Genomic DNA, 23,163 nt, shown 5'->3' on the forward strand with positions numbered 1-23,163 from the left:
TTGTCGCAACACATTCTATCGCAGAGCCTGTCCTACTTGCCGGAGAGCTGCTTTGCGTTTTCCGGCGTGATCGCGGTGGTGTCCACCGTCACCGTCGGCTCCACGGACGTCGCGCAGTCGAGCAGGATCTTCTTCGACATCTCGATCGCTTCCTTGGCGCCCGTCGGGTAGGTGAAGGTCGCCGCCCAGTCGCCCTTGGCCACCGCCTCGATGCCGCCGGCCGGACCGGGCAGACCGTCGGTGCCGATGATCTTGACCTCCTTGCCCGCACCCTTGGCGGCCAGCAGCGCGCCCGCCGCCATCATGTCGTTGGAGGCATAGAGCACCTTAATGTCGGGATGCGCCTGCAGCATGGCGGCAAAGGCCGTCTGGGCTTTATCCGGAACCCAGTCGGCGGCCTGCTCGGCCACAATCTGGATCTTGGAATTCGCCTTCACGCCTTCCTTGAAGCCGTTAAGGCGTTCCACCGCCGGCGTCGAGCTCGGCAGGCCTTCCAGCACCGCCGCCTCGCCGCCATCGGGCATCAGCTTGGAGGCGGTATACTTGCCGGCTTCCTCGGCAATCTTGAAATTGTCGCCGCCGATGAAGGCCGTGTAGTCCTTGCCGGGGTCGCCGACCGTCTTGCGGTCGAGCTCGATCACCGGAATGCCGGCGTCCATGGCGCGTTTAACGGCGGGCGTCAGCGGTGCGGCCTCGAAGGGCGAGATCAGCAGGACATCGACCTTCTGGGTGATGAAATTGTCGACCTGCGAGGTCTGCGTGTTGACGTTGCCGGCGCCGTCGGCGATCTGCAGCGTGAAGCCCGGCACTTCCTTGGCGGCCGCCGTCAGCTCGTCATTGACGTGCTGGCGATAGGGCTCGGCGTTGTTGGCCTGCGAAAAGCCGATAACGAACTGGCCGTTCTTGGAGCAGGCCTTCACCAGCGGGTCGGCAGCCTGGGCGGCTCCCGCAATGCACAGGCCCGCACCTGCCATGAGCGCGATCCGAAGCGCGCGCGATCCTCTCAACTTGGTTCTCATACTTTCTCCTCCTCGGCCGGCCGGGGTGCCGGACCTCTGGTTTCTTGCATTGTGGTTGCCGCCAGACTCCTATCGTCCCAAACCCTCGCGGCGGCGAACGAGGGATTGAAGCACTGCCGCCAGAACGATGATCGCGGCTGTCGCGAGCAACTGCGTGGCGGGGGTGATGTTGTTGAGCTGAAGGATGTTGGCCAGGGCGCCCAGCATGATGGTGCCGGCCACGGTGCCGACCATCGAGCCGGCGCCGCCGAACAGGCTGGTGCCGCCGATGACCACGGCAGCAATGGCCGTCAATTCATAGCCCATGCCGTCATTGGCACTGCCGAAGTTGAACTGGCCGGCATGCACGATGCCGGCAATCGCGGAGGCAAAACCGGTAATGGCGTAGACGGAGATCTTCACCATCGACACTGGCACGCCGGAGATGCGGGCGGCGCGCTCGTTGCCGCCGACGGCATAGACGTAGCGGCCGAAGCGCGTGGTATTGAGCACGAGTGTGGCGATCGCGGCGAAGATGATGAAGACGATGGTCGCCACCGGCACCGTGTTGTCGAACAGGCGCTCGCCCAGCACCGCGAACACCGGCGGCGCCAGGCCCGGCCCGTCGCCATAGGAGATGTTGATATACTGGTTGCCGGAAACGATGAGCGCAAGACCCCGCGCCGCCTGCAGGCCGGCCAGCGTGACGATGAACGGCTCCAGCCGGAAGCGCGTGGAGATCGTGCCCTGGATCATGCCGAAGACGATGCCCATGACGACCACCGCAAGAATGGTGGGGATCAGGCCGAAACCGCCGGAGATCATCATCGAGGCGGTGACGACGCTGGAGAGGCCGAGCACCGCGCCGACTGACAAATCGATACCGGCGGTGATGATGACAAAGGTCATGCCGATGGCGATGATGCCGGTCTCCGACACGGCGCGCACGATGTTGGCGATGTTGTCGGGATTGAGGAACAGGATCTCGCCATGGCGCCTGGGCGAGAAGATGACGCCGCCGATTGCCACCAGCACCAGACCGATCAGGCTCTGGAAGCGTACCACGATCGCCAACGGGTCGACGCGGCGCTTGGGCGCTGAAGGCACCGCCGGATTGGCCGCCACCGAAATCTTCTGCTCCGACATCAGGCCTCCCTGCCGTTAGCCGCGGCGAGCACGGTGTGCTCGTCGACGCCGCCTTTGAATTCCGCCACATTGCGCCCCTGGCGCAGCACCACGATGCGGTCGCACAACCCGATCAGCTCCGGCATCTCGCTGGAAGCGACCAATATGCCCAGCCCCTGCGCCGCAAGGGCTCTCAGCCGCGCATAGATCTCGCCCTTGGCGCCGACATCGACACCGCGCGTCGGCTCGTCGAGGAGCAAGAGCCTTGGGTTGCCGAGGATTTCTTTCGCCAGCACCACTTTCTGCTGGTTGCCGCCGGACAGCGCGCCGACGGCGATGTCGGGGTTCTTGGGGCGGATATCGAACTGGCCGAAGGATTGCCTGACCGCCTCGGCCTGGCGGCGCGGCGACATCAGGCCGGCCGGCGAGATGCGGCGGATCACCGACATGACAAGGTTGAGGCCGACCGCCATCCTCAGCATCAGGCCGCTGCCGCGCCGGTCGTCGGTGACGAAGGCAATGCCGGCATCGCGCGCGGCCTTGATGGAATTGAGCTTTACGGGCCGGCCGTCGATGGCGACGTCGCCCTCCCAGCGGCCGGCAAGGCCGGTGCCGTAGAGCGCCGACAGCAATTCGGTGCGCCCTGCCCCCATGATACCGGCCAGGCCGACGATCTCGCCCTGCTTGACGTCGAGCGAGACGCCCGTCGGCGGCTGCCACCCGGCGCTTTCCTGGGCGAGCCTGAAGCTCGCATTCTTCAAGCTGAGCAGCGTCTTGCCGGCAGTCTTTGAATGTTCGGGATAAAGCTCGTCCAGCGGCCGTCCGACCAAGAGCCGCACCAGTTCGGCCTGCGGCGCGTGCGGCTCCGTAACGCCGGCGACACGGCCATCGCGCATTACCGTCACGCGGTCGGCGATTCCGGGTACCTCCTCGAGGCGATGCGAAATGTAGACGATGCCGACGCCGGTGGCGGCGAGCTTGCGCATGATGTCGAACAGCCGCTCGACCTCGCCGACGGTGAGCGCCGCCGTCGGCTCGTCCATGATCAGCACGCGCGACGCATAGGATAGCGCCTTGACGATCGCCACCACCTGGCGCTGGCCGATCGAGAGGTCGGCGACGAGGCGTGCCGGGTCGATGGCAAGCTCGATCGCTTCCAGCCGTCTCTTCGCCTCGCGGCGCATCGCCGGCACGTCGAGCAGGCCGCCCGGCCGCATCAATTCACGGCCGAGGAAGAGGTTCGCCGCGACGTCGAGCGACGGCACCAGATCGAGCTCCTGGAAGATGGTGGCGATGCCGGCGGCTTGCGCCTCGCGCGGGTTGTTGAAGCGCACCGCCTTGCCGTCGATCTGGATCTCGCCTTCGTCCGGCGCGTAGACGCCCGACAAAAGGTTCATCAGCGTCGACTTGCCGGCGCCGTTTTCGCCGAGCAGCGCATGGATCTCGCCTGCCTTCAAATCGAAATCGACGCCGCGCAGCGCCTGCACGCCGCCGAAGCGCTTTACGGCGCCGGTGACCGAAAGCAGCGGCGCGCTCATTTCGGCCTCGCGCAGGATTGCCGCGCCTGCAATGTCGCCTGCAGCCGCACGGCGCGGGGCGCGGCAGCGTTGGCGGCGATGCGCGCGCTGAGCAAGGCGGCGGCCTGGCGGCCGATCTCGGTGCAAGGCTGCTCGACCAAGGTCAGCCGCGGCTCGAAACAGTCGGCCCATTCAAAATCGTCGAAGCCGACCAGCGACAGGTCGCCGGGGATGGAAAGCCCCTTCTCGCGGATGGCGCGGACTGCCCCGATCGTCGTCATGTTGTTGCCGGTGACCAAAGCGGTGGGCGGTGACGGCAGAGCGAGGATCGCATGGGTCGATGCCGTGGCGCTCGCCGTGTCGACATTCTCGGGCGAGACATAGCGCGGCAGGCAGTCAAGTCCATTGGCAGCGAGCGAGGCGCGGAAGGCGTCGATACGCTCGCGCGTCGTCGCAAGGCCGGGCTGGCCGGCGATGTAGCCGATGCGCTTATGGCCGAAGGAGGCGACATGGTCGATGAGCGCGCGCATCGCCGTTTCGTTCTCGACGCCGATCTGGTCGAAGCGGTCGTCGGCGAAGCGGTCGATCAGCACGCAAGGCAACTTCTTGTCAGCGAGATAATCGATCGCCCGCTCAGGCGAGCCCGACGGCGCCAGGATGACCCCGTCAACGCGGCGCTGATGAAAGGCGCGCACCACCGACAGCTCGCGGTCGGGGTCTTCCTGGGTGTCGGACAGGAACACCATCAGGCCAAGTCGGGTGCATTCAGCCTCGACGGCGCAGATGATATCGGTGAAATAGGGATTGGAGATGGCCGAGATGGCCAGCCCAACACTGTTGGTCGAGGCGACTTTGAGCGACCGCGCCAGCTCGTTGGGTTGGTAGCCCATGGCGGCGATGGCGTCGTTGATCAGCAGCGCCTTTTCGGGCGAGACGAAACGCGTGCGGTTGATGACATGCGAGACGGTCGAAACCGAGACGCCGGCGCGGCGCGCGACCTCAGCCATTGTCGGCATTGCTGCTCGAACGGAGTGCCCGCAAGCGCTCCTCCCTGTGATTGCGTTTCCCGCCCGCTCTTCGGCGGATCAGGCAAAACCATACGACCATCGAAACGTTTGCGCAATCGATTCGATGACGGGGCGCGAAAAGATTTTATCGCGTCAGAAAAAGCCGAAAAAACTAGGCGGTGAAGGCCAGCCAGGCGGTACCGGCAAGCAGCGTGACCAGCGTCAGCGGCAGGCCGACCTTGAAGAAGGCGGAGAAGGAAAGCTCCTTGCCGGCGGCCTTGGCCTGTTCGGCGACGATGAGGTTGGCGACGGAGCCAAGGAGCGTAAAGTTGCCCGCAAGCGTCGAGCTCATCGCCACGACCAGCCAGGCGCGTTCGGGGTTTTCCAGGCCGGGAATGAAGGGCCTGAGCGCCAGCACCGCCGGGACATTGCTCATGATGTTGGAGAGCACGGCGGTGAAGCCCGACAGCCGCCAGACATCGTCGAGGCCGATGGTCTTTGCCCAGGCGACCATCTCCGGCGTCAGCAGCGTGTGCTCGGCGCCCGCCACGACGACGAACAGGCCGGCGAACATGAACAGCAGCGGCCCGTCGATCTCGCGGTAGATGCGGTGCGGCTTGATGGCGCGGGTGACGAGCAGGAAGGCGCCGGCGATCAGCGCCACCTTGGCGACGGGGACGCCGGCGAAGAAGGCGATCGCAAGGGCAACGCAGACGATGGTCGCCTTCAACACCTGGCCGGGCAGCATGCGGCCGCGATAGACCTCGGGGCTGAGTTCGGCCGGGCGGGCAAATTCGGCGCGGTAGACGATGCGCACGATGACAATGACGGCGAGGAGGCCGAACAGCGCCACCGGCGCAAGCGCGGCGGAAAAGGCCGGATAGGAAATGCCCGACAGGGCGCCGATCACCATGTTCTGCGGATTGCCGGTGATGGTGGCGACGCTGCCGCAGTTCGACGCGGTGCAGGTGGCGATGAGATAGGGCACCGGGTTGCGGTTGATGACCCGGGTGACGTGGACGACGATCGGCGCCATCACGAGGCAGATCGCGTCATTGACCAGGAAGGCCGACAGCACGCCGGTCAGAAGCGTCACCATGATCAGGAGCATGAAGGGCGCGTGCGCGTGCTCGATGGCGAAGCCGCCAAGAGCGCGGAAGGCGCCGGACACCTTCAGATGCGCCACGACGATCATCATGCCGAGCAACAGCGTGATGGTGTCGAAATTGATGGCGCGGTAGGCGTCCTCGATGCTGATCGCTCCGACCGCGATCATGGCCGCGCCGCCGAGCAGCGCGATTCCGGCACGGTCAAGGCGCAGCCCGGGAATGCGGCCGACGGCAACGCCGGCATAAGTGAGCACCAGGATCAAAAGCGCGCCAGCGCCGGTCCATGTCATCGTCAGAAGATCCCGTCCGCCCTTGCCTTGCCTGGCAGACTCTGCCCGGCGTCTTCGCGCGACCACCTTTAGCAAGCGCGGCGCAAAGGGAAAGCGTGGAACGATCGATCAACGCCCCATGCGGACATTTTCCAGGCGGGCGGCTGAAACTTTCGCCACCGCGCCTTAATATTCAGACTTCGTTGATGAGGCGAATCTCGTCTCGCAGAGGGAGGAATTGATGCGCCCGCGAGAATGCCCGCGCTGTCACGGCGCACGGAAAGTCTTCGTATGCGGCCGCTGGCTGAGTTCCAACGGCCATTGCTGCCCGCAGGGAACACATCGGCTGAACTGTCCCGGACACAGCGTCGTCTGCCTGGACTGCTACGGACTCGGCAACGGATAAGGGTGACAGACGGTTTTTTGCGAATTGAAGAGCCCGTCGCAAACCCCGCCAGAAGCGACGGGCTCTCCGGGCGGCCGCGGCCGCCGCAAAACCGAGCTTTTTTGGCACGGTTCGCGAGGTCCCGTCATTAAAGTTTGACATAAGGCAAGCGCGGGCTGGAAACCCGCATCCTTGCGTTGCGCGCTGCCCATTGGCTTGTGCGCCGCCGCCCCCTTACCACTTGCGCAAATCTTCTCGGTTCGGCGAAGCATATGATCGGACTGGACAGCGATCAGAGCCGGCCAAGCACCACCAGGATGATTACGATAAGCAGAATCAGGCCTAGGCCGCCGCCACCATAATATCCCGTTCCATAAAATGGTCCGCCGCCCAAGCCGCTGAAGCCGCCCAGCAAAGCAAGAATAAGAATAATGATGAGAATTGTGCCGAGGCCCATGACATTTTCCTTTGTTTGCTGCGCGATCCCGCGCCATCGTGAGGTAAATAACTCGCAAACTGCGGACAAGTTCCGTAAAGGTGTTATCAGATACTGGTGACCCGAAAATAGGCAGCGCGGGACGTGGCGATCATTGCGGGCTGGCGACTTCTTTCGCCTTCCAGCATTCAATAATGTCCATCAACCAATAATGTCCATCAACGCGCCGCACCGTCTTCCCGTTCCCCGACTGCTGACCGCCGGAACCATTCCCACGCCGGCGACGTTGGAAACGGCCCGCTTGGGGCAGCACGGAGGCAGGCATATGGGCATATCGGTTCTTATCGGCATACTGATCACCTTCCTGGTGATCATCCTGGTGCTCTATCTTGTGCAGCGCCTGCCGCTCGATGCCCGCACGAGACAGATTGCGCAGATCATCATCATCATCATCGGCATTCTCTCGCTGCTGAAATACCTTGCGGTGTTCTAGCCGCGATCCATATCGTCAGCGCAAGCTCACGTCTCAAGCCGCGGTGTCTCATGAAAATTCCGTCGATCGTCCTTGTTGCCGGCGTCATCCTGTACGCCGCCAATGCCGCTCAAGCGCGGCCGGACACGCGTGCCATGACCTGCGCGCAAACTCAGGCGCTGATCCAAAGCCGCCATGCCGCGGTGCTGACCACAGGGCCTGACCTTTATGACCGCTTCGTGCGCCAGTTCGGCAATGAGTGCGACTGGCCCGAGGTGCCGATCTCCGTCTCGGTTCCGACCAGGGATGGCCCGTGCCGCGTCTATCGCTGCGAGGAGCCGGTCTTCGATTTCCCCGATTGATGAAAAGCTGCCGGCGTCGGAACCATATCGCCGTTGTCCGGATTTTAGCGCCAGCGACCTGGCGGCGTTGAAGGTGTCCTGCCGGGCGGTGGATGTGCGATCAGGAGGAACGGCCATGTCCAGCGACATTAAGCGAAGCGGCAGTTGCCTGTGCGGCGGCGTCCAGTTCCAGGTAATCGGGCAGCCGCTTCGGGTTGGCCTTTGCCATTGCAAGGATTGCCGCAAGACCAGCGGGTCGGCCTATCAGGCCTTTGCCGTGTGGCCGCGCCAGGCATTCGAATCGGAAGGAATCACCAGTACCTATGGCGGGCGCAGCTTCTGCCCGACTTGCGGCAGCCGTGTCCCGTCCATCGGCGGGGATGAGGTGGAGGTCATGATCGGCGGTCTCGACGTGGCGCCAACCGAAGGACTGAAGCCCAGCTACGAACTCTGGATCGGCCGGCGCGAGCACTGGTTGCATCCCTTGCCAGGAGCGCGTCAGTTCGAGCACGACCGGAGCGCCAGCGACCAGGCAGCCGATGACGGCGAATCGGAGACAGTCCGGGATCCGCTAAGGAAGTTAGCTTAAGTCGCCACGTCAATAAGACCTAGGTCCCTGGCGCGATGGGTCTTCTGCCCCCAGGGGCTGGCGATATACTTTGAAGATGACCGGCATTGTTGCCGCGGTCCTGTCTTTTTCTCGAAATACCGGCATTTTCAACCACAGGTAGGTTGCCGGCCAGGCAACGGCCGTTAGCTTTCGCGACGCGGCAGACCTTTTGGAGCCGCCTTGGCCGGCGCGACTCAGGCAATATCATCAGCATTCCCGCGCCGGCCTTGCGGGATACAAAAAACCTCCGGTCCTGGCCTTGCGCCCCAAACGAATACAACCTTTGAGGTTGTTGCGATCTCATTGTTATTTGCTATCGCACGAAATACCAAACAGCGTTTGCGACAAGGAATCAAAATTTTTTCGGCGAAAGAAATTTTTAGTCATTCGTCAACCTGATCATACCAACTATGCGGTCAAACTATGCAAGCAAGCATTGGGCCTTTATGATTTCCGACCTTGTACAAAAGACCAACTTTGTTTCTTGGAGAATTTTCGACATACTATTGTCGAATCTTGAGACCGAACGGGGCGGTTTTCATGACGCTGGCGCTTGAACGCAGCCGCAACATGCATATGCGGTATCCACCGATCGACGGGCTCTGGACCTGGGATATCAAGCGCGACCGGGTCTATGGCGATGCCAACCTGTCCGCCTATTTCGGCCTGACGAGCGACGAATTTTCGCGTGGCGCGCCACTGGAAAGGTGGATGCAAAGTATCGAACGGGAAGACAGGTCGAGGATAAGGCTGGCGATCCGCAAAGCGATAGAGCAAAGGTCCAGCTTCAGGGAAGTCTACAAGATCCGCTCCGAAAAGATTGGGCTGCGCACGATCCTGGCCGTTGGCCAATGCTGTGTCGACGACCTTGGCAAGGCGGCACTTTATCCCGGCTGGTTCGTCGACCTGACGCAGGAAGCCGCGAGCGAAGACGATTCGTTACGCGAGATCCACGGCCACGTCGAACAGGCGAGGGAAATCGCCCAGTCGATCGGGCACGATATGCTGTCCTATCTTCTGGACAACATTCAGGAAGAGGTACAGTTGAAGCTCGGCAACGGATCGAGGAGGCGCAAATCGTCCTGAGGCGATCCTTGCCGGTAAGTGGGCTAGCTTCTGGGCGGAAGCGGGCCGCGCCTGCCGACTTCGGCCGACACCATGCGCGCGAAATGCGACTGTGGAGATCGGCTCTCGATAAGCCTGGCTCGCTCGAGCGCGGCATCTCCATAGAATTCGATCAGCACATTGGCGGCCTTGACGGCGTCGGCCCGCAGCCGTCCGACATCGGCCTCCCCGCTCGAAAGTTCGCTCCCGGCAATCACGTCAAGCATGGCTTGCAACCTGTCGGGAGTGCTGCCCTCGTCTTCGTGCATGGTCGCTATCCGATTGGGTCCGGAAAAATATCGACATTTTGGCGCTATGTCCAACAGCTTTGTCGATCGAGCGCAGGGGCAACCGGAAACAGCTTCGCCGTTAATCAGACCACAATCTTCGTACAAGTATAGTGGGTCAAACTTCCCATACAGACATTGGGGGCACCAATGAACCAGCCAAGCAAAATGGAAAACCTGCAGTTTGCGCAGGGGATCTTGCGAGAACTTCGCCAGAGGGCTGAAGCCGATGGCGAGAAGCTTTTGACCTACCTCATCGACATGGCCTATCTCGAAGCCAGCGACCGCATCCGCGCCCACTGGATCGGCAGCCATGAGACCGAGAACCGCCGAGCCAAGAGCTGAGGCCGCCATCTTGCCGACACGCCCCGGCTAGAACAGCGCCCGGAACGCAAAAAACCCGCCACGCCTTTCGGCACGGCGGGCGTATCATGGACAAGAGGCTACCGCGTCAGCCGCTATTTTATGATGCGGCAGCCTTTTCGCGAACCGGAAGCTTCCAGCCCGGCCGGACGAAATGGCAGGTATAGCCGTTGGGATAGCGCTCCAGATAGTCCTGATGCTCGGGCTCTGCCTCCCAGAAGGCGCCGGCCGGAGCGAGCTCGGTGACGACCTTGCCGGGCCACAGGCCAGAGGCCTCGACATCGGCGATGGTGTCTTCGGCGATCCGCTTCTGCTCCTCGCTGGTGTAGAAGATCGCCGAGCGATAGCTCAAGCCGACATCGTTGCCCTGACGGTTCTTCGTCGTCGGGTCATGGATCTGGAAGAAGAATTCGAGCAGCGTGCGGAAACTGATCCTGGCGGGATCAAAGACGATCTCGATCGCTTCGGCATGAGTGCCGTGGTTGCGATAGGTGGCGTTGGGAACGTCGCCGCCGCTATAGCCGACGCGGGTGGAGATCACGCCGGGATAGCGGCGGATCAGGTCCTGCATGCCCCAGAAGCAGCCGCCGGCGAGGATCGCGCGTTCGGAAGAAGCCATGTCAAACCTCCTTTGGATTTCTCCATAGGTGGGGATTGTGGCCTGCTTCTTCCAGCGGCTCAAGCGGGTGCCGCAAGGATGAGCTGTGGTTGCCCTCCTCCGGCGGACACCCGCCGGAACGAGCCGGCGGGCGTCCGGCACCGGGACGATCAGCGTTTCTGACCGCGGCCGCCGTTGTCGTGGTTATGGTCGTGGCTTCCGCCCAGGCAGTCCGCGCTGCCGACGCCGCAGCAGCGCGCGGTCCATAGCGTGTTGCCCGACTTGTTTTCGCATTCGGTTTTGACAGTCTGCTGGCCGGCCATCGCGGATCCGGCCAGGGCCGAGACCGCCACGGCGGCAAGAAGTGTATTGCGCAGGATTGCAGTCATCTGAAAATCTCCATTGGCTGTGGTTTTCCGTCTACGGCCATGTGTCGCCGGGCGGCATGAATTGGTTCACGGAGCTGCAGAAAAAATTTTGCCGGCGGGTTCGGGTCTGCGCGATATTCCGGGTTGACGGCGGCGCCTTGCAGATCACGCGTCACTCATCCCGCGCCGCCTTGAACCTTCGCACCACGACCTCGAAGACGATGTCGGAGATCCACATGGCCGAGACGCCGATGAGAAAGGCGGCGGCGAGCGTGGTGGTGTCGTCGGCCGCGTCCGGCATGGGCAGGCCGCTTGCCTCGACCCAGGCGACCACAGGCAGCGTCAGATAGGCGGCGGCGAGCGCGCCGCAGATCGGGGAAGCAACCATTTCGCGCAGCTTATAGCGATGCCGCGACAGCGCCCGCAGCGCGCCGCCGGCAAGACCGGCGGCGACCACCTGGCCCTTGATGCCGAGCAGATCGAAGATGTCGTGCATGATCAGGACCTCCAGCCGCAGAGTTTTGCGCCCTTGCGGTTGTGCGCCAGAAGCGCCCTCGCCTCTTCGTCCGACAGCGCATCGACAATCTTGCCGGAGAGCCGCAGCGGCGAGGCGACCGCGCAGAAGCCGCCTTTCGCAGTGCTGCAGCCGGCAAGTGCGGCGGCGATGGCCGCGATGATCAGCCCCTTGCCCATGATTTGAGCTCCTTTCGCGCCGCCTCGCCGGGCAGCGTGCCGATGTCGTTGTCGACGCGGTCGGCAATGTCGCGGGCCGCCGCCTCGCTCGCTGCTTGCCGGGCGCGCTCGGCGCCGGCGCCGGCAAGCCGCTGGTGAAAACCCCAGCCAAGCGCTGCAATGACGGACGCCAGCACGCCAAGGATCGCCGGGTTGGAGAGCAGGGAGGAAAGGAGCGCCGTCATGACAGCCACCACACGGCAAGGGCGCCGACGAGCAGCAGCGCGCCGATGACCCAGGGCAAGGCCTGGCGGATGAGTTCGGTGAAGACCTCGACCATTTCGCAACCTCATTTCGACCAGTGGAATTTGTGGGCGAGCGCGTACCAGGCTTCGGTTGTTGCGCTGATGAGCAGGCCGATGCCGGTCTCGAGCGCCATCTGGATGTCGGGATCGGCCGAGAGTGCCGAGGCGTCGCCGGCGCCGAGCAGGCCCCGCGCGACGAGAACGCCGGCGCCGTAGCGCAAGCCGATGCGGATGATGACGGCGATCATTGGCAGAACACTCCAAGCAGGTGACAGGTAAGATGCGCGGCCCAGGCGGCGATCGAGCCGACCGCCAGCACCACCGCAGCGACGATGCCGGTGGCCTTGCCGGGCGATGCCGGCCTCGCCGAGCCCGCGGGTGGACCGCCGCCATCCGGGGGGCTCGCCGTCGGCGGCTCGGCGGCGGGCACCGGGGCCTGCGGCGCAGGCTGAACACTCGCCTCCGGCCGCGCCGAAAGCAGCAGCGCCTCCCGGCGCACCGAGAGGACACGCGCGCTCCAGCCCTTGCCGAAGGTCGGCCAGGTCGGCAGCCGTTGGAGAAAGGCGAGGCGCGCGTCGCAAAGCGCGTCGATGACGATGCCGGCGGGCTTTGCCCCGGCGGCGGCAAGCGTGGCCGGACCGATGCGGCCGTCCTCGGCGACGCCGAGCACGGCCTGCAGGTATTTCGCCGCCCTGCCCGGCCCGCTGTTCACGGCGAAGTCGAAAACGGCGTAGTCGATGCCGGCCGGAAGCTCGGCGCCGACAACGGCATCCCAGTAAAAGCGCCGATAGACCGTCGCGATCTCGGCATCGCTGATCTTGCGCAGCTCGGCCTTGCCGGCGTCGGCCTTCACGTAACGGCGGAAATTGGCGAGCGTGACGCCACGCATCGTCGCGCCGCCGGGATCGGCGGGGTTGTCCGACCAGCCGCCCTCGGATTTGAGCACGAGCGCAAGCGCCCGCGCAAAGTTGCGGTCCATGGGTCATGTTCCTTGGTGTGGGAGGAAAATTTTGCCGGCGAACGGTAACGGCGCAAATTGCGCTTTAGAAAAGCCTTAATTAACATATGATAACGTTGGTGGACGGTGGGTGGGGACCCGCCGGGCGGTGTTCATAAATGGGGCAGCGGCGTTGCCTGGCACGCCGAAGGGGTTTGGGGCAAAATGGCGTTTTCTGAAACAGGCGAGTGCCGGTGTTGCGGCGGCAGCGGCATGACGTTCGAATGCCCCAGATGGCGAAGCTCGAACGGCCATTGCTGCCCGGCGGGCACGCATCGGCAGCGGTGCCCAGGCACCAGCATACGCTGTGCCGAGTGCGAGGGGACGGGCAAGCCGGGGCACGCCGCCGAGGCGTATGCCAGGGCAAGCACCGCCTGAGGATTGCTGTCGCTCGGTCAGACCTCGATCAGACGTTCCGACGGCCCGTCAAAATAGCGCGACCAGATGTGGTCGGTCAGCAATCGCCGGTATTCGGGAGCCGTGGATGGTCCCATATACGAGGCCTTTCCGATATGCAGCATTGCCCCGTCCAGGATCTGGTATTTGACGTCGAGTTGGCCGAGATGGATGGGCAATTCACCCTCGCTCGCCAGTTCGAAACAGTCGGACGAAAGCCGCGAATAGATCGGATCCCAATTGCTGCCGCCGGTATCGAGACCACGGGCGCCGTTCCCCCTGAAATCCAGGGCCAGACCTTCGAAATCGCGATATCGGAAGAAGCACAGCCCCGCCCAAAGGAACCAGCCCGGATCGTCTGCGGACCTGGTGAACTTGTAGTTGGAGGCGGACATGAGCTTCAGGCCGTAGCCGGTCTTGCCCGCCATGCGCGCTGAAATATCCAGCGGCGCGATCGGCAGGCAGTCGTGATCGAGGAAGCCGAATGTCTCCGGCTTCAGGTGGCGAACGATGTTGTAATAGGTCCAGTTCATAGCGTTGCCGTGCGAGCGGCTCGGGTGACGCTCCGGATTCCTCGGCAAGCCGAGATAGGGAACGCCTCTGGCCTTGCAGACCATCTCGATGGCGCGCCTGGCCTCCGGCGACCTGGAATTGTCGACAACGACAAGCAGCATTCCGCTTGCGTATTTCTGCCAGCCCTTGGTCAGGGCATCGATGACCCATGGGGTGTTGAATGCCACGACGAAACATAAGCGGCTTGCTCCGGTCTTTCGCAGTTCATCGGCAAAAGCGCGCCCTCTGGCGGGGCTCATCAGCCGAAAGAAACGGTAAATGAGCCAGTCGCGCGTCAGGATGGCGCTGTAGATGACGGGATTGCTGCGGAACGCCTCCACAAACTTTTTCGAAAGCCGCATTTTTTCACTATCCCCGGGATCGTCCCGCCGCGCTATAGAATGAAAATGGCGGGATGGAAATGGCGCGCGGGGCAGGACGGGCGCGCCAATGCGCACGCGATGCGCCGCCGCCGGAGCCAGGGCTGGCGGGCTGAGCGAGCATGGCCCGCGAGGCCACGGCGAGCCCCGCCTGGCATGCGGCCGTCCGGCAGCCGGGAATGCCTCCGATCCGGCAAGCTTTGTTCGAAGGCTCGCCGTGGCTCCGGTGGGTTTGAGTTATCGACGGCGACTTCGGCATCCCGCTTGATCATCGATCACCGAATGCCCGAGACGAAACGGCTTGTTCCCATCTTGCGCAACTCATCGGAAAAAACGCGGCGTCTGGCTGGCTATGGTTCTAGCGGCTAGTCCGTGAGAGCTCCCGGCAGCAATACCTAGCCGTTGCTCGGATCGAGGATTGCCCAGCAGCGCCCGACTATCAAAACCGGGAACGCCTTCGCGACAAGCTTCTTGATCAGCGCAACTTCCTCGACAGGAAGAGTCAGTTCCTTTGCCGAGCAGACACGCATGGCCAATTCAAACCGCTTGACCTTTTCCTCGCCGGGTAGGTTCTGTTCGTCAGCAAACGGTGCCAAAAGCGCGTTGGCTGCCGCTCTGCCAAGAGTGGCGTCAACACCGTTCTCGACAATCGGGGTCCCATCCACGTCGAGCAGTTTGGTAGAAAAATCGATCATGTTGTTCTCCAGTTTGGTGATCAAGTTCCGATGAGCCCGTGACCGGCCGTACCGTGAAGATCGGTGATGAGGGCAGCCAGGCGCTGCGACACGTTTCGGCAGGCATCATCGAGCGCCTGCACCGTCGCCTGCACGTAGGACGCTGTGTGGGTCTGGCCCGCATAGGCGGCATAAGTAGTGCGCGCCAGCGTTCCGGTCGGCACTGCCCAGCCAGTCTTTCGTCCGCCGACGACTTGGAGGCCGCCGGATTTTAGGGAGAGCAAATTCGCGTTGTCCCACGACATCACAACATCGGAAGAGGTGAAGTCGCTCGTGTCGGTTGTGATGCGATTGTAGAGTGCAAGCGTGCCACAGCCCTGGGTCGCCGACCTGGTCAGGCCGATGCCGGCTTTCGCAGCGCGCGTTTCGGCGCCCGAGCTTGTGACAGAAAGTCCAAGAGCTGCCGTCTGGGTGCCGCCATTGTCATTTTCCAAGCGACCCACGATCTGGAGACCGCTCAGGGCGAGATAGCCGTGAATTATGCTCTGGCGAGCTTTGGAGACGGAGCCTGCCATTATGCCGGCCTGGCCAGTGAAACTGGTGACAGCCGTTGAAGCGTCGATGAAGCCAGCGTCGGCGATAGTGCCGGACACCGCAAAGCCGTGATGCCAGCCGCCAGGCGCTGTGTTGCCGAACGCCCAATAACCGGCTGTGCTTTTAGCCAAGCCCGACGCAACCGAGACGAAGCCGTAGGCCGCCGTGCTCACGCCGATCGTCGGCGCGTCGGCTCCGACGTTATTGATGTCGCTTTCTATGCCGGTGACGAGATACCCGCCTGAGCCAGCATGGCCTTGCGTGATCATGTTGGCGCCGTAAACCGACGCCGAGTTGGCGCCGCCAATAACGCTCGATGTCAGGCCAATTTTGTACGCCGTGGTCGTATTGGCCAACCCGGTGTTGCTGGTCATCGTGAATTGGGCGCCGATCTCTGGCAATGTCGCGCTGGCCGCTGTGGTGACCTGGTTCAGCCCGACGAGGGCAGAAAGGCCGGAGCCGATGAAGGTAACGCTGGCGGGGGTGCCAATCGTGATGCCGGGAAGCGTGGTCGTTCCTGTCAACGTCGGCGAAGCGGAGAGGACGACGTTGCCGGTTCCCGTCGCCGCGACGGTTACATAGGCCGTGTTGCCGGCATTGCGCTGCAGGAAGGTGCTTGCCGCCGGCGGCGGTAGATTGATGGACGAAGCCGATGCCGCCGCCGCGGTTGCCGAGCTCGCGGCATTGGTTGCGGACGTGCCGGCGGCCGACGCCGATCCAGCCGCCGCCGTGGCGGAATTGCCGGCATTGGTCGCCGAGGTCGCGGCGGTCGTGGCTGAACCCGCGGCGGCGGTAGCTGCGCCTGCCGCGCCGGCGGCGCTGGTCGCGGCCGCATTTGCCGACCCTGAAGCCGCCGAGGCCGAGGCGGCCGCGGCTGTCGCGGACCCCGCCGCGGCCGATGCGCTGGCCGCCGCCGCGGTCGCCGCATTCTGCGCATCGCCAAGAACGTCTTCGGAGACATAGAAGTCGATGTCGATATCGTCGGTGCCGATAATCGGGTCGAGGCTCCCGAATACATAGACAAAGCCGGCCGAGGCGGTTCCCGCCTGCACGTGAACGGTCGTGCCCCTCTGCATCGTCCTTGCGCTGCGCGCGTCGGAGGCTCGATACCATTCGCCTTCGCTCGCCGTGTAGATGCCGTTCTGGGCGGCGGCGGCCTGGTCCTTGACCAGCACGCGGTCACCGACCGCGACCGCCACGCCGTCGATGGTCTGCAGGCCGTAAAGGGTAATGTTTCCCGTCGTCGCCAGGCGCACGGGTTCGCGCTCGCCCGTCAACAGGCGAACGGCGGCGGTTGCAGGTCGGGCCATAAGGCTTGCTCCATGAAAAAAGCCCCGCGGAAGCGAGGCTTGAAAGGACTGAATTTTCGCGAGTTCATTGGTCGCGGCAGCCCGCGCGAAACTGATGCGACGGGCGTCGTTTGAACCTAGGGGGTATGCGCCAACTTTGCCTGTTCCCTCGACTGATATCGATGGGATTTTCCTGCAGTCATGATGCCACTCATGCTCGACAAGATGAAACGGACAATATCCAATCAGCTCTTTAAAGCACGGTAGTGCAGGCGCAGCGTTGGACTACGCCTGTCGTCTATTCCCAGGAGACTCAATCGAAGATCGGATGCGACCGGCGCCACCATCGGAATGCCTTTCGCAACGACTACAGGCTCGATTGCCAAAACCACCTCGTCGATTAGCCCCTCCTGAACGAATGCGGCGTTGAGCTGCGAACCACCGGCCAGCAAAATTCTGTTCGATCCAGGCCGCGTCAGAAGTGCAACCGCTTCCTGCGGCGACGACGCGCGGATAGAACCCGGCTGGGTGGCGAACATGGTGTCCCGCGTCACGACGACCAATGGCAGTTCGGCAAACTGGCGGCGTACGGATTGTTCGAAGAGCTGATGTGTCACGCGGCCCCAAATGATGCCGTCACAGGCGCCAGCGAGCTCGAGAAACATCTCCCAATCAGTCTTCGACAGGAAGTCTTCCGATCGATCCTCGCGCGCGGCCATCCCGTTCAATGAGACGGCCATCCACAGCGTGACAGTCATGACGACCCCCGCCTCTCGAATGCGATGGCTCCAAACTACCGCGACAGCGTCGCTCCGAAACCGCGCCGTGCCTTCAGGTCAAGACGCCGGCCTTGAACCGTATTTGCCTGGATGAAGATATAATTAGAGATTGCTGATGCCAAGGACGGAATCGAACCGGCATCATGATTTTCAGTCATGTGCTCAACCAACTGAGCTACCTGGGCGAGAGCCCGAGCCTGCTTATGTACGCGGGAGGCACGTCACCTACGATCACCCATACCCACGAAGGTACATTTGGACCGGCTGGCACGAATTCAAACAGAAAGACATATATAACGCCTTCGAGGCAATTTGAAGTCGCTCATTTTCGCTGTGGTTGCAGTGCTGGCATTGCCATGTGGGGTAGCCTGGTCGGATGGTTGGATCAGCCGGAAACTCTGACGAAGAGCTGCCCCAAGGGCGTGCTCTTCAAAGCATTTGAGTCGGGGGTTGTCGTAACAGTCATCAGACAAGGCTCCGGCGAGGCCTGCTTCTCGGATGATTGCTCCCACCTGCAGGCGGCCACGGCAGCGGAGTTGTGACGAAAGGAGGCGAACATGGATTCATCGCCGGTCAATGCTCTCTTACATGTTCGCGGTAAATCCGAATATCGTTAAGAACTTCGAGTGGAGGCCGGCTGAAATCGCATCCACCACATTCTACACCGTCCGCACCGATGATGGCGCCGAGGTGGACTTCATGCTTGACGATATTGGGTGCGCTCCTTAGTCCGGCGAAGACTGCTACCTGCACCGACTTCGCTGGACTCAACCGTGCTCTTCTCGATCGTCGAACGGTTTGAAGCTGGCTAAAGGAAGCCCCAGTTCATCCAGCACGTCCAGGATGCGCTCCGACATGACGAGATGGAGATTCGAGGCGATGCCGAAGTCGTCACGACCTGCCTTTCCATCTACCTTCAGCCAGACAAGCGGTGGGAGCTTTACGTTGGAAAAGACGTCGCGAAAATTATCGGAGATTGTGATTTCGACGTCTGCGAATGTAGCGCCGGAGAAGCCGGCTTTTATCAAGGCGCGCTTGGCCTCCTCCGTCACAAGAAAGCAAGGAAAGCTTTCTATGAGAACGTCGCCCGGCCAGCCATCGATCTGATAGACGAGTTTGCTTACGATCGGCGGATGTACGCTTCTGTCCATAACAGTTCCGCGATCCATTCCGCCGGCACTAACGGGATCTACGTAAAAGTATTTCATCATTCACCTATTGGAGAACAGATGCCCGTACTTCTTGTCGATTTCGGTGGCTTATTAACCTGCTGACGGGTACCTATCGGCAGCCTCACCGCCGCCTACTCTTCCGGCCGCGCCGCCTTACGCAGAATCCCGATAGCTCGATTCCAGTAGCGTACCGCTTCAAAATGCTCTTGTCTGGTCAACCAGGTTTTGTTCTCCAAACTGACTGCATCGCCCCCGACGATAATGGGTGTAATCTCAAACAGTTCCATGCCCTTAGGGCGCGAATATCCGTTCTGGTCGCTCATTTTCAGGCCGCCAACCAAGCAAATAGATCGGCGAGGTCACGCGCTATTGTCTCAGCGGATTGCCGATCCATACCTATGAATGGGATGCGCACGATTGGCATGGCTGGATCTTCGGTGTCAAAGCCATAGCCTTCACCACCGCCGTTCGATGCGAATAAGAGGATGCCCGGCGCATATTTTTCAACCTCATATTCTCGATTGAAGTCAGCCAATTCTTCAGCTTTAAAGAAAATAATGTAGTTATCGTGGACGAAGCCTTCACCTCCATTATGCTTTTTGAGGAAGTCGGTGTAATCCTTGGGCAGATCGACTCCCAAGCGTGCAGACAGTCCGTCAACGACTGCGGATTCAGCCGGCGCGTCAAACTGTCCCTCGGTTAAGATATATCTCACTGTGGTCCTCCCAAGTCTTTAAGTAGCTGATTCCACCATGGCGTAGCCTGTTGTCGATGGACATCGCGAGACAGAACGATCTTGTTGGTCGGGTCAATCGGATTCCCGCCAAACCTCACCGGATTGATTTCATGCACATCCACAGACTGACCGACAAGCCCTTGCTCTCGGCGAATGATGCGGTTGGCCTTGTTGGCGGCGTTTCTAGCAGCATTGTATTCTGTACCCTCTAACAATCTGAATGGCCCTTTCGGCTTCGGAATTAACGCCGGATAGCCTGTCCAATCTGAAATCGAGAAACTACCTGAGGGGAGATCTGACCCAACCTTGCGTAGATCGTCTACGCTTCTGTAAAGATCTGCACCTTCAGAAAGAACCTCTTCCGTCGAGTTTGCGAGTTTGCCGCTGCTGCCGCGAACAAGTACCTCAGCCCCTTCAGCCAGCCCTTCAGGCCGCTTCGAAACATGCAAGAGTTCCCTAACTGAGGGACCGGCAAAGATGGGAGCCGCTAAGCGGTCCGCCGCGATCACACTCATCGACTCAATCGCTTGCGGCATCCCTTTCTCGGCAACAGTAGCTCGACCAAAGGCGGGCCACGGTATCGCCCAGCTCAATGCATCAGATCCCTGATGCATCATCAGATTCTCAACTCGGTTCGCCGGCTTGTAGTAGGCATCCGTGAAATCGGGAGGGCTGATCCTTGCCTGGTTATTGCCGTTGGCAGCCAAGGTAACTGCGTCGGCAGCGAGTTCGGCCGCCCCGATACCCGCATTCGCAACGGCCTTGCCAAGCCCCTTGGCCTGCGATGCCAACACTGAACGCGTCGACATAGGCCTGTAGCCAGATTCAACTGGTATAATCCAGCCCAGATCGGCATCGGCCAGTTGCCGCGCCACGGCTGCTCGAGCGACAGGGCCGGACGTTCCTGCAAGCAGCGCGCTTATCTTCGCATTTTTGTCCTGCTGATAACTGCTCTTGCTGTCATAATTATTCGAGAGATCGCGGAGAAAGGATTGCGGCACGGGTTGAAGGTTCTCGATACCCAAGTGTTCCTGCGCGGCGATGGTCATCGCGACCGCCTTGTCATAGGCGTCCTTGTCGTAGCCGTTTGGATCCTCAAGCCCTCCACCGATCACGGCCTTCCAGGCGGCATCGATATTCGGGAACGCTTCTCTGACGAAGCCGCCGGCATCGGCTCGCCTGTGGTTCATGACCAGCCCCGCTGCAACAGCTGTCGCCTCGCGGCGGTCCTGGTCTTTCTGCGAACCGCTCGGCCCCGAATCGGCATCGCGAAGCGCGGCGTGGATCGCTTGGTTCGACATGATGCGCATGCCGAAAACCTGACGGCCGACATCGGCCCGCCAGTCGAAAGCCCGGAAGCGTTCGTCGCCCTCCTCAAGGCCAAAGGCGATCCTGAAGGCGTCCCGGCCGGGCATCTTGCCGGAATATGTGCCAGTCCTTGCGATATCGTCCGGCGCGTTCTGCTCGGCGAGACCGAGTGCGGTGCGAATGTCAACCTGCTGAGCAGCTCTGGACACCTCCGCCTGTCGGGCCATCTCTGCCTGTTCGTTCTGCGGAACGTCGTCGCTGAACGCCTGTACGATCGCTTCGTCCGGCGTCTTGTTGCGGCGCCAATCGCCTTTTGCGGCGGCCTGCTCACGTTTGGAGGATATGGCGAGTTGCATCCGCACCGTTTCACCCATGCCGTCGCTCGCCGCCGGCCCGGCGCTCAGCACCTCGGCGGCACGGTGCGGGTCCTGCGCGATCAGCGCTTGCATCCGCGCCTTCGCCGTGCTGGCGCGCCAGGCTGCTTCGGCCTGCAGCCTGATCTGCGGATCGAGATCCATCTTGGCGAGAAGGTCGAGACCGGCCTGGCGAGAGGCATCGAAGGCGGCGGTGTCGTTCGGGTCGCTTTGCGCGATGTTTCTGAGCTCGGCGGTGTGAACCTCCGACACCTGATCCTGCTCATATTGCTTGCGGCGCTGAATTTGCTGGACCGCCATGCGTATAGCGCCGGCCTCTCGCAGCGCTTCCTTGCGGCTGGCGAGACCGGCGCGCAGTTCGGGCGGCGCCTGCTTCAGGAAATTGCCGAACAGCGTGTCGAACTGGCCGGTCTTCACCACCTGGCCAGTGTACGGATCGACCTGGCCGTACATGGCTTCGTGCAGGCCGGCGCCGTCGGCGGGGGAATTGGCTACCGTCTCGGCCTCAGCCTGGGCAAGCTCGCCGTTCAACCGGCGCGCGGCGATCTCAGTGTCGAAGGCCTGCTGCTGCGCCTTGCGCTGCTCGTAACGCTCGGCGGCGGCCTGCCACCTGTCGCCGAACTGCTGCATCGCCTCGCCCACCGGCGAGGAGTCCGGATATTGGACCACATTGCCGGTATCGAGCCGGCGCTCGCCGACGAACAGGGGGATGGTGTGGACCATTTCAATAGAGCCCCGCATATCCGCCGGCGATGGCCCTGCTCGCCCGAGGCGAGAGCGACGATCCGCCGAAGGTCACAGCTTTGGCCGGGTCATAGAGGCCTGACAGCCCATCGATGAGGTTGTTGCCGGCTTTGAAGATCGAGGCCGCCATCGCCTGTTTGCCTTGGAAGCGCGAGATGGCGGCCTGGGTGTTGAGGTTGTTTTGGCGCAGGCGTGAGTTGTACAGAGTCGCGTCGAGGTCGATCTGACCCTGGCGGGCGTTGGCCGCCAGCACCTCGGTCGGCGAGCCGGCAATGCCGACGCCCGATGCGCCGGCCTGAGCGCGCGCCTGCGCCTCGAGCAGATCCTGCTTGTGGCGCTCCTGGCTCCGCTCGAAGGCGGCACTTTGTGCGTCCGCCTGCGCTTGCTGCTCGTAGGCCTTGGCCTGGTAGTTGGCCAATTGCTGTTGCTGAGCCCCCTGCATCAGGGCGCCGCCGACCGAAATGGCCGTGCCGAGAAGGGCTAATGTGCACATGGTTCAGCCTCGCCGGGTCTTGGGTTTCTTGGCCGCCACGGGCGCCCGCAGCGACGGGCGCGGGTCAAGCGCGCCGCCGGGACCGATTAGCGCCAGCAGCAGCCGGTCGGCCTCGAGACCGGCGCGGCTGAGGCGCGCGGGCGCCGCTGCGCGCGGGCCGGCCATGGCAGCGCGGCGGGCGGCAGCCAGGTTTATCCTCAGGCGCGGCAGGCCGGCGGCATCGAACAGGCCGTTGGCGGTGGCAATCGCGCGCGTCAGCGCATCGGCCTCGAACAGTTCCTCGCGCAGTTGCTCGACCAGCCGGCGGGCGGCGCGCCAGCGGGCGCCCAGCAATGCCGCCTTGCCCTCGATCTCTTCGCCCAGCGCCTCGATATCGGCGCGGGCCTCGCTCTCGGCCGCGGCGGCACGACGGCTGCTTGCGGCGGCGATGGTTTTTTCCAGCATCGCGATGGCCATGTTGCAGTCGTCGAGCCTGGCTCGCGCGGCGGCGAGATCGCCATCGCCCAGAATGGCGCGGTCCTCCGCCTGCTGAAGGTCGCGGCGGCTGGCGACGGCGCAGCTCAGGTCGGTGTCGAGCAAGGCGATGACGGCGGCGAAATCCGCAGCTGTCCGCGCCCTGCCGAGATGCTCGGCATGGGGGAGTGTCATTGGGGTGGGTTCCTTGGTGGTTGGAATCTCCCCCCTCGAGGGGGAGATGTCGCCGAAGGCG

General features: G+C 62.6%; 29 protein-coding genes and 1 tRNA gene. 5 read left to right on the forward strand and 25 right to left on the reverse strand.

The annotated features are described in order from the left end of the window. Positions 1-32: 32 nt before the first annotated feature. From FJ974_RS20755 to FJ974_RS20780, 6 genes are all read right to left on the reverse strand, one after another. The gene (locus FJ974_RS20755; protein ID WP_140536662.1) at positions 33-1,019 is read right to left on the reverse strand and encodes a substrate-binding domain-containing protein; all 987 of its coding nucleotides are present in this window, start codon (positions 1,017-1,019) and stop codon (positions 33-35) included. A 69-nt stretch (positions 1,020-1,088) separates the two neighbouring features. After that, positions 1,089-2,144, reverse strand: coding sequence for an ABC transporter permease (locus FJ974_RS20760; protein WP_140536665.1), 1,056 nt, complete (start codon positions 2,142-2,144; stop codon positions 1,089-1,091). Next, complete coding sequence (locus tag FJ974_RS20765) at positions 2,144-3,661, reverse strand: sugar ABC transporter ATP-binding protein (RefSeq protein WP_140536667.1); 1,518 nt, start codon at positions 3,659-3,661, stop codon at positions 2,144-2,146. Before FJ974_RS20765 ends, FJ974_RS20760 begins: the two co-directional genes overlap by 1 nt. After that, complete coding sequence (locus FJ974_RS20770; RefSeq protein WP_140536670.1) at positions 3,658-4,656, reverse strand: LacI family DNA-binding transcriptional regulator; 999 nt, start codon at positions 4,654-4,656, stop codon at positions 3,658-3,660. The genes FJ974_RS20765 and FJ974_RS20770 overlap by 4 nt, the downstream gene beginning before the upstream one ends. Before the next feature lie 163 nt (positions 4,657-4,819). Continuing rightward, positions 4,820-6,046, reverse strand: a complete 1,227-nt coding sequence (locus FJ974_RS20775) for an anion transporter (protein ID WP_140536673.1) — start codon at positions 6,044-6,046, stop codon at positions 4,820-4,822. Between the two features lie 656 nt (positions 6,047-6,702). After that, positions 6,703-6,867 (reverse strand): DUF3309 family protein, encoded by a 165-nt coding sequence (locus FJ974_RS20780; RefSeq protein ID WP_140536675.1) that lies wholly within the window; start codon positions 6,865-6,867, stop codon positions 6,703-6,705. A gap of 304 nt (positions 6,868-7,171) precedes the next feature. Between FJ974_RS20780 and FJ974_RS20785 the strand changes: the two genes are divergently transcribed. The 4 genes from FJ974_RS20785 to FJ974_RS20800 all read left to right on the forward strand — a co-directional run bounded on the left by FJ974_RS20785 (position 7,172) and on the right by FJ974_RS20800 (position 9,355). Beyond that, a complete protein-coding gene (locus FJ974_RS20785) occupies positions 7,172-7,339 on the forward strand; it encodes a Thivi_2564 family membrane protein (protein WP_140536678.1) in 168 nt (55 codons plus the stop codon). A gap of 50 nt (positions 7,340-7,389) precedes the next feature. Continuing rightward, positions 7,390-7,680 carry a hypothetical protein gene (locus FJ974_RS20790; RefSeq protein WP_140536680.1) on the forward strand — a complete coding sequence of 97 codons (291 nt, stop codon included), beginning with the start codon at positions 7,390-7,392 and terminating at the stop codon, positions 7,678-7,680. A 115-nt stretch (positions 7,681-7,795) separates the two neighbouring features. Beyond that, positions 7,796-8,248: a GFA family protein gene (locus tag FJ974_RS20795; RefSeq protein ID WP_140536683.1), complete on the forward strand. Its 453-nt coding sequence runs from the start codon at positions 7,796-7,798 to the stop codon at positions 8,246-8,248. Positions 8,249-8,809: 561 nt separating this feature from the next. After that, positions 8,810-9,355: a PAS domain-containing protein gene (locus FJ974_RS20800; RefSeq protein WP_140536685.1), complete on the forward strand. Its 546-nt coding sequence runs from the start codon at positions 8,810-8,812 to the stop codon at positions 9,353-9,355. 23 nt (positions 9,356-9,378) lie between these two features. Here the strand turns inward: FJ974_RS20800 and FJ974_RS20805 are convergent, their stop codons facing one another. Then, positions 9,379-9,642 carry a hypothetical protein gene (locus FJ974_RS20805; RefSeq protein ID WP_140536688.1) on the reverse strand — a complete coding sequence of 88 codons (264 nt, stop codon included), beginning with the start codon at positions 9,640-9,642 and terminating at the stop codon, positions 9,379-9,381. Between the two features lie 168 nt (positions 9,643-9,810). Here FJ974_RS20805 and FJ974_RS20810 point away from each other — a divergent pair, with 168 nt between their 5' ends. Continuing rightward, positions 9,811-10,005, forward strand: coding sequence for a hypothetical protein (locus FJ974_RS20810; protein WP_140536691.1), 195 nt, complete (start codon positions 9,811-9,813; stop codon positions 10,003-10,005). Positions 10,006-10,123: 118 nt separating this feature from the next. Here FJ974_RS20810 and msrA read toward each other — a convergent pair whose 3' ends face one another. From msrA to FJ974_RS20900, 18 genes are all read right to left on the reverse strand, one after another. Continuing rightward, positions 10,124-10,642, reverse strand: coding sequence for a peptide-methionine (S)-S-oxide reductase MsrA (gene msrA, locus FJ974_RS20815; RefSeq protein ID WP_140536693.1), 519 nt, complete (start codon positions 10,640-10,642; stop codon positions 10,124-10,126). 149 nt (positions 10,643-10,791) lie between these two features. Next, complete coding sequence (locus FJ974_RS20820; protein WP_140536696.1) at positions 10,792-11,010, reverse strand: hypothetical protein; 219 nt, start codon at positions 11,008-11,010, stop codon at positions 10,792-10,794. A gap of 151 nt (positions 11,011-11,161) precedes the next feature. Next, on the reverse strand, positions 11,162-11,485 hold the full coding sequence (locus tag FJ974_RS20825; RefSeq protein WP_140536698.1) for a hypothetical protein: 324 nt from the start codon (positions 11,483-11,485) through the stop codon (positions 11,162-11,164). 2 nt (positions 11,486-11,487) lie between these two features. Next, positions 11,488-11,682: a hypothetical protein gene (locus FJ974_RS20830; RefSeq protein ID WP_140536701.1), complete on the reverse strand. Its 195-nt coding sequence runs from the start codon at positions 11,680-11,682 to the stop codon at positions 11,488-11,490. Then, entirely contained in the window at positions 11,667-11,906 is a 240-nt protein-coding gene (locus FJ974_RS20835; RefSeq protein ID WP_140536703.1) for an ABC transporter permease, read from the reverse strand. Before FJ974_RS20835 ends, FJ974_RS20830 begins: the two co-directional genes overlap by 16 nt. 104 nt (positions 11,907-12,010) lie before the next feature. Further along, a complete protein-coding gene (locus tag FJ974_RS20840) occupies positions 12,011-12,214 on the reverse strand; it encodes a hypothetical protein (protein WP_140536706.1) in 204 nt (67 codons plus the stop codon). Further along, positions 12,211-12,945: a glycoside hydrolase family 108 protein gene (locus tag FJ974_RS20845; RefSeq protein ID WP_140536709.1), complete on the reverse strand. Its 735-nt coding sequence runs from the start codon at positions 12,943-12,945 to the stop codon at positions 12,211-12,213. The genes FJ974_RS20840 and FJ974_RS20845 overlap by 4 nt, the downstream gene beginning before the upstream one ends. Positions 12,946-13,358: 413 nt before the next feature. Continuing rightward, positions 13,359-14,273 carry a hypothetical protein gene (locus tag FJ974_RS20850; RefSeq protein ID WP_140536712.1) on the reverse strand — a complete coding sequence of 305 codons (915 nt, stop codon included), beginning with the start codon at positions 14,271-14,273 and terminating at the stop codon, positions 13,359-13,361. Positions 14,274-14,686: 413 nt separating this feature from the next. Continuing rightward, the gene (locus tag FJ974_RS20855) at positions 14,687-14,986 is read right to left on the reverse strand and encodes a hypothetical protein (protein ID WP_140536715.1); all 300 of its coding nucleotides are present in this window, start codon (positions 14,984-14,986) and stop codon (positions 14,687-14,689) included. Between the two features lie 20 nt (positions 14,987-15,006). After that, positions 15,007-16,869, reverse strand: coding sequence for a hypothetical protein (locus FJ974_RS20860; RefSeq protein ID WP_140536717.1), 1,863 nt, complete (start codon positions 16,867-16,869; stop codon positions 15,007-15,009). A 224-nt stretch (positions 16,870-17,093) separates the two neighbouring features. Further along, the gene (locus tag FJ974_RS20865) at positions 17,094-17,606 is read right to left on the reverse strand and encodes a dihydrofolate reductase family protein (protein ID WP_140536720.1); all 513 of its coding nucleotides are present in this window, start codon (positions 17,604-17,606) and stop codon (positions 17,094-17,096) included. A gap of 136 nt (positions 17,607-17,742) precedes the next feature. Next, positions 17,743-17,813, reverse strand: a tRNA-Phe gene (locus FJ974_RS20870). A 581-nt stretch (positions 17,814-18,394) separates the two neighbouring features. After that, positions 18,395-18,838 (reverse strand): hypothetical protein, encoded by a 444-nt coding sequence (locus FJ974_RS20875; RefSeq protein ID WP_226891320.1) that lies wholly within the window; start codon positions 18,836-18,838, stop codon positions 18,395-18,397. Positions 18,839-18,930: 92 nt separating this feature from the next. Then, entirely contained in the window at positions 18,931-19,122 is a 192-nt protein-coding gene (locus FJ974_RS20880; protein ID WP_140536723.1) for a hypothetical protein, read from the reverse strand. 2 nt (positions 19,123-19,124) lie between these two features. Then, the gene (locus FJ974_RS20885) at positions 19,125-19,514 is read right to left on the reverse strand and encodes an SMI1/KNR4 family protein (protein ID WP_140536725.1); all 390 of its coding nucleotides are present in this window, start codon (positions 19,512-19,514) and stop codon (positions 19,125-19,127) included. Next, a complete protein-coding gene (locus tag FJ974_RS20890) occupies positions 19,511-21,940 on the reverse strand; it encodes a hypothetical protein (protein ID WP_181177234.1) in 2,430 nt (809 codons plus the stop codon). The genes FJ974_RS20885 and FJ974_RS20890 overlap by 4 nt, the downstream gene beginning before the upstream one ends. Before the next feature lies 1 nt (position 21,941). After that, on the reverse strand, positions 21,942-22,454 hold the full coding sequence (locus FJ974_RS20895) for a hypothetical protein (protein ID WP_226891321.1): 513 nt from the start codon (positions 22,452-22,454) through the stop codon (positions 21,942-21,944). Between the two features lie 3 nt (positions 22,455-22,457). Continuing rightward, the gene (locus FJ974_RS20900; RefSeq protein WP_140536728.1) at positions 22,458-23,102 is read right to left on the reverse strand and encodes a hypothetical protein; all 645 of its coding nucleotides are present in this window, start codon (positions 23,100-23,102) and stop codon (positions 22,458-22,460) included. Between the last annotated feature and the right edge of the window lie 61 nt (positions 23,103-23,163).

The sequence above is a fragment of the Mesorhizobium sp. B1-1-8 genome (assembly GCF_006442795.2).
GTDB lineage: Bacteria > Pseudomonadota > Alphaproteobacteria > Rhizobiales > Rhizobiaceae > Mesorhizobium.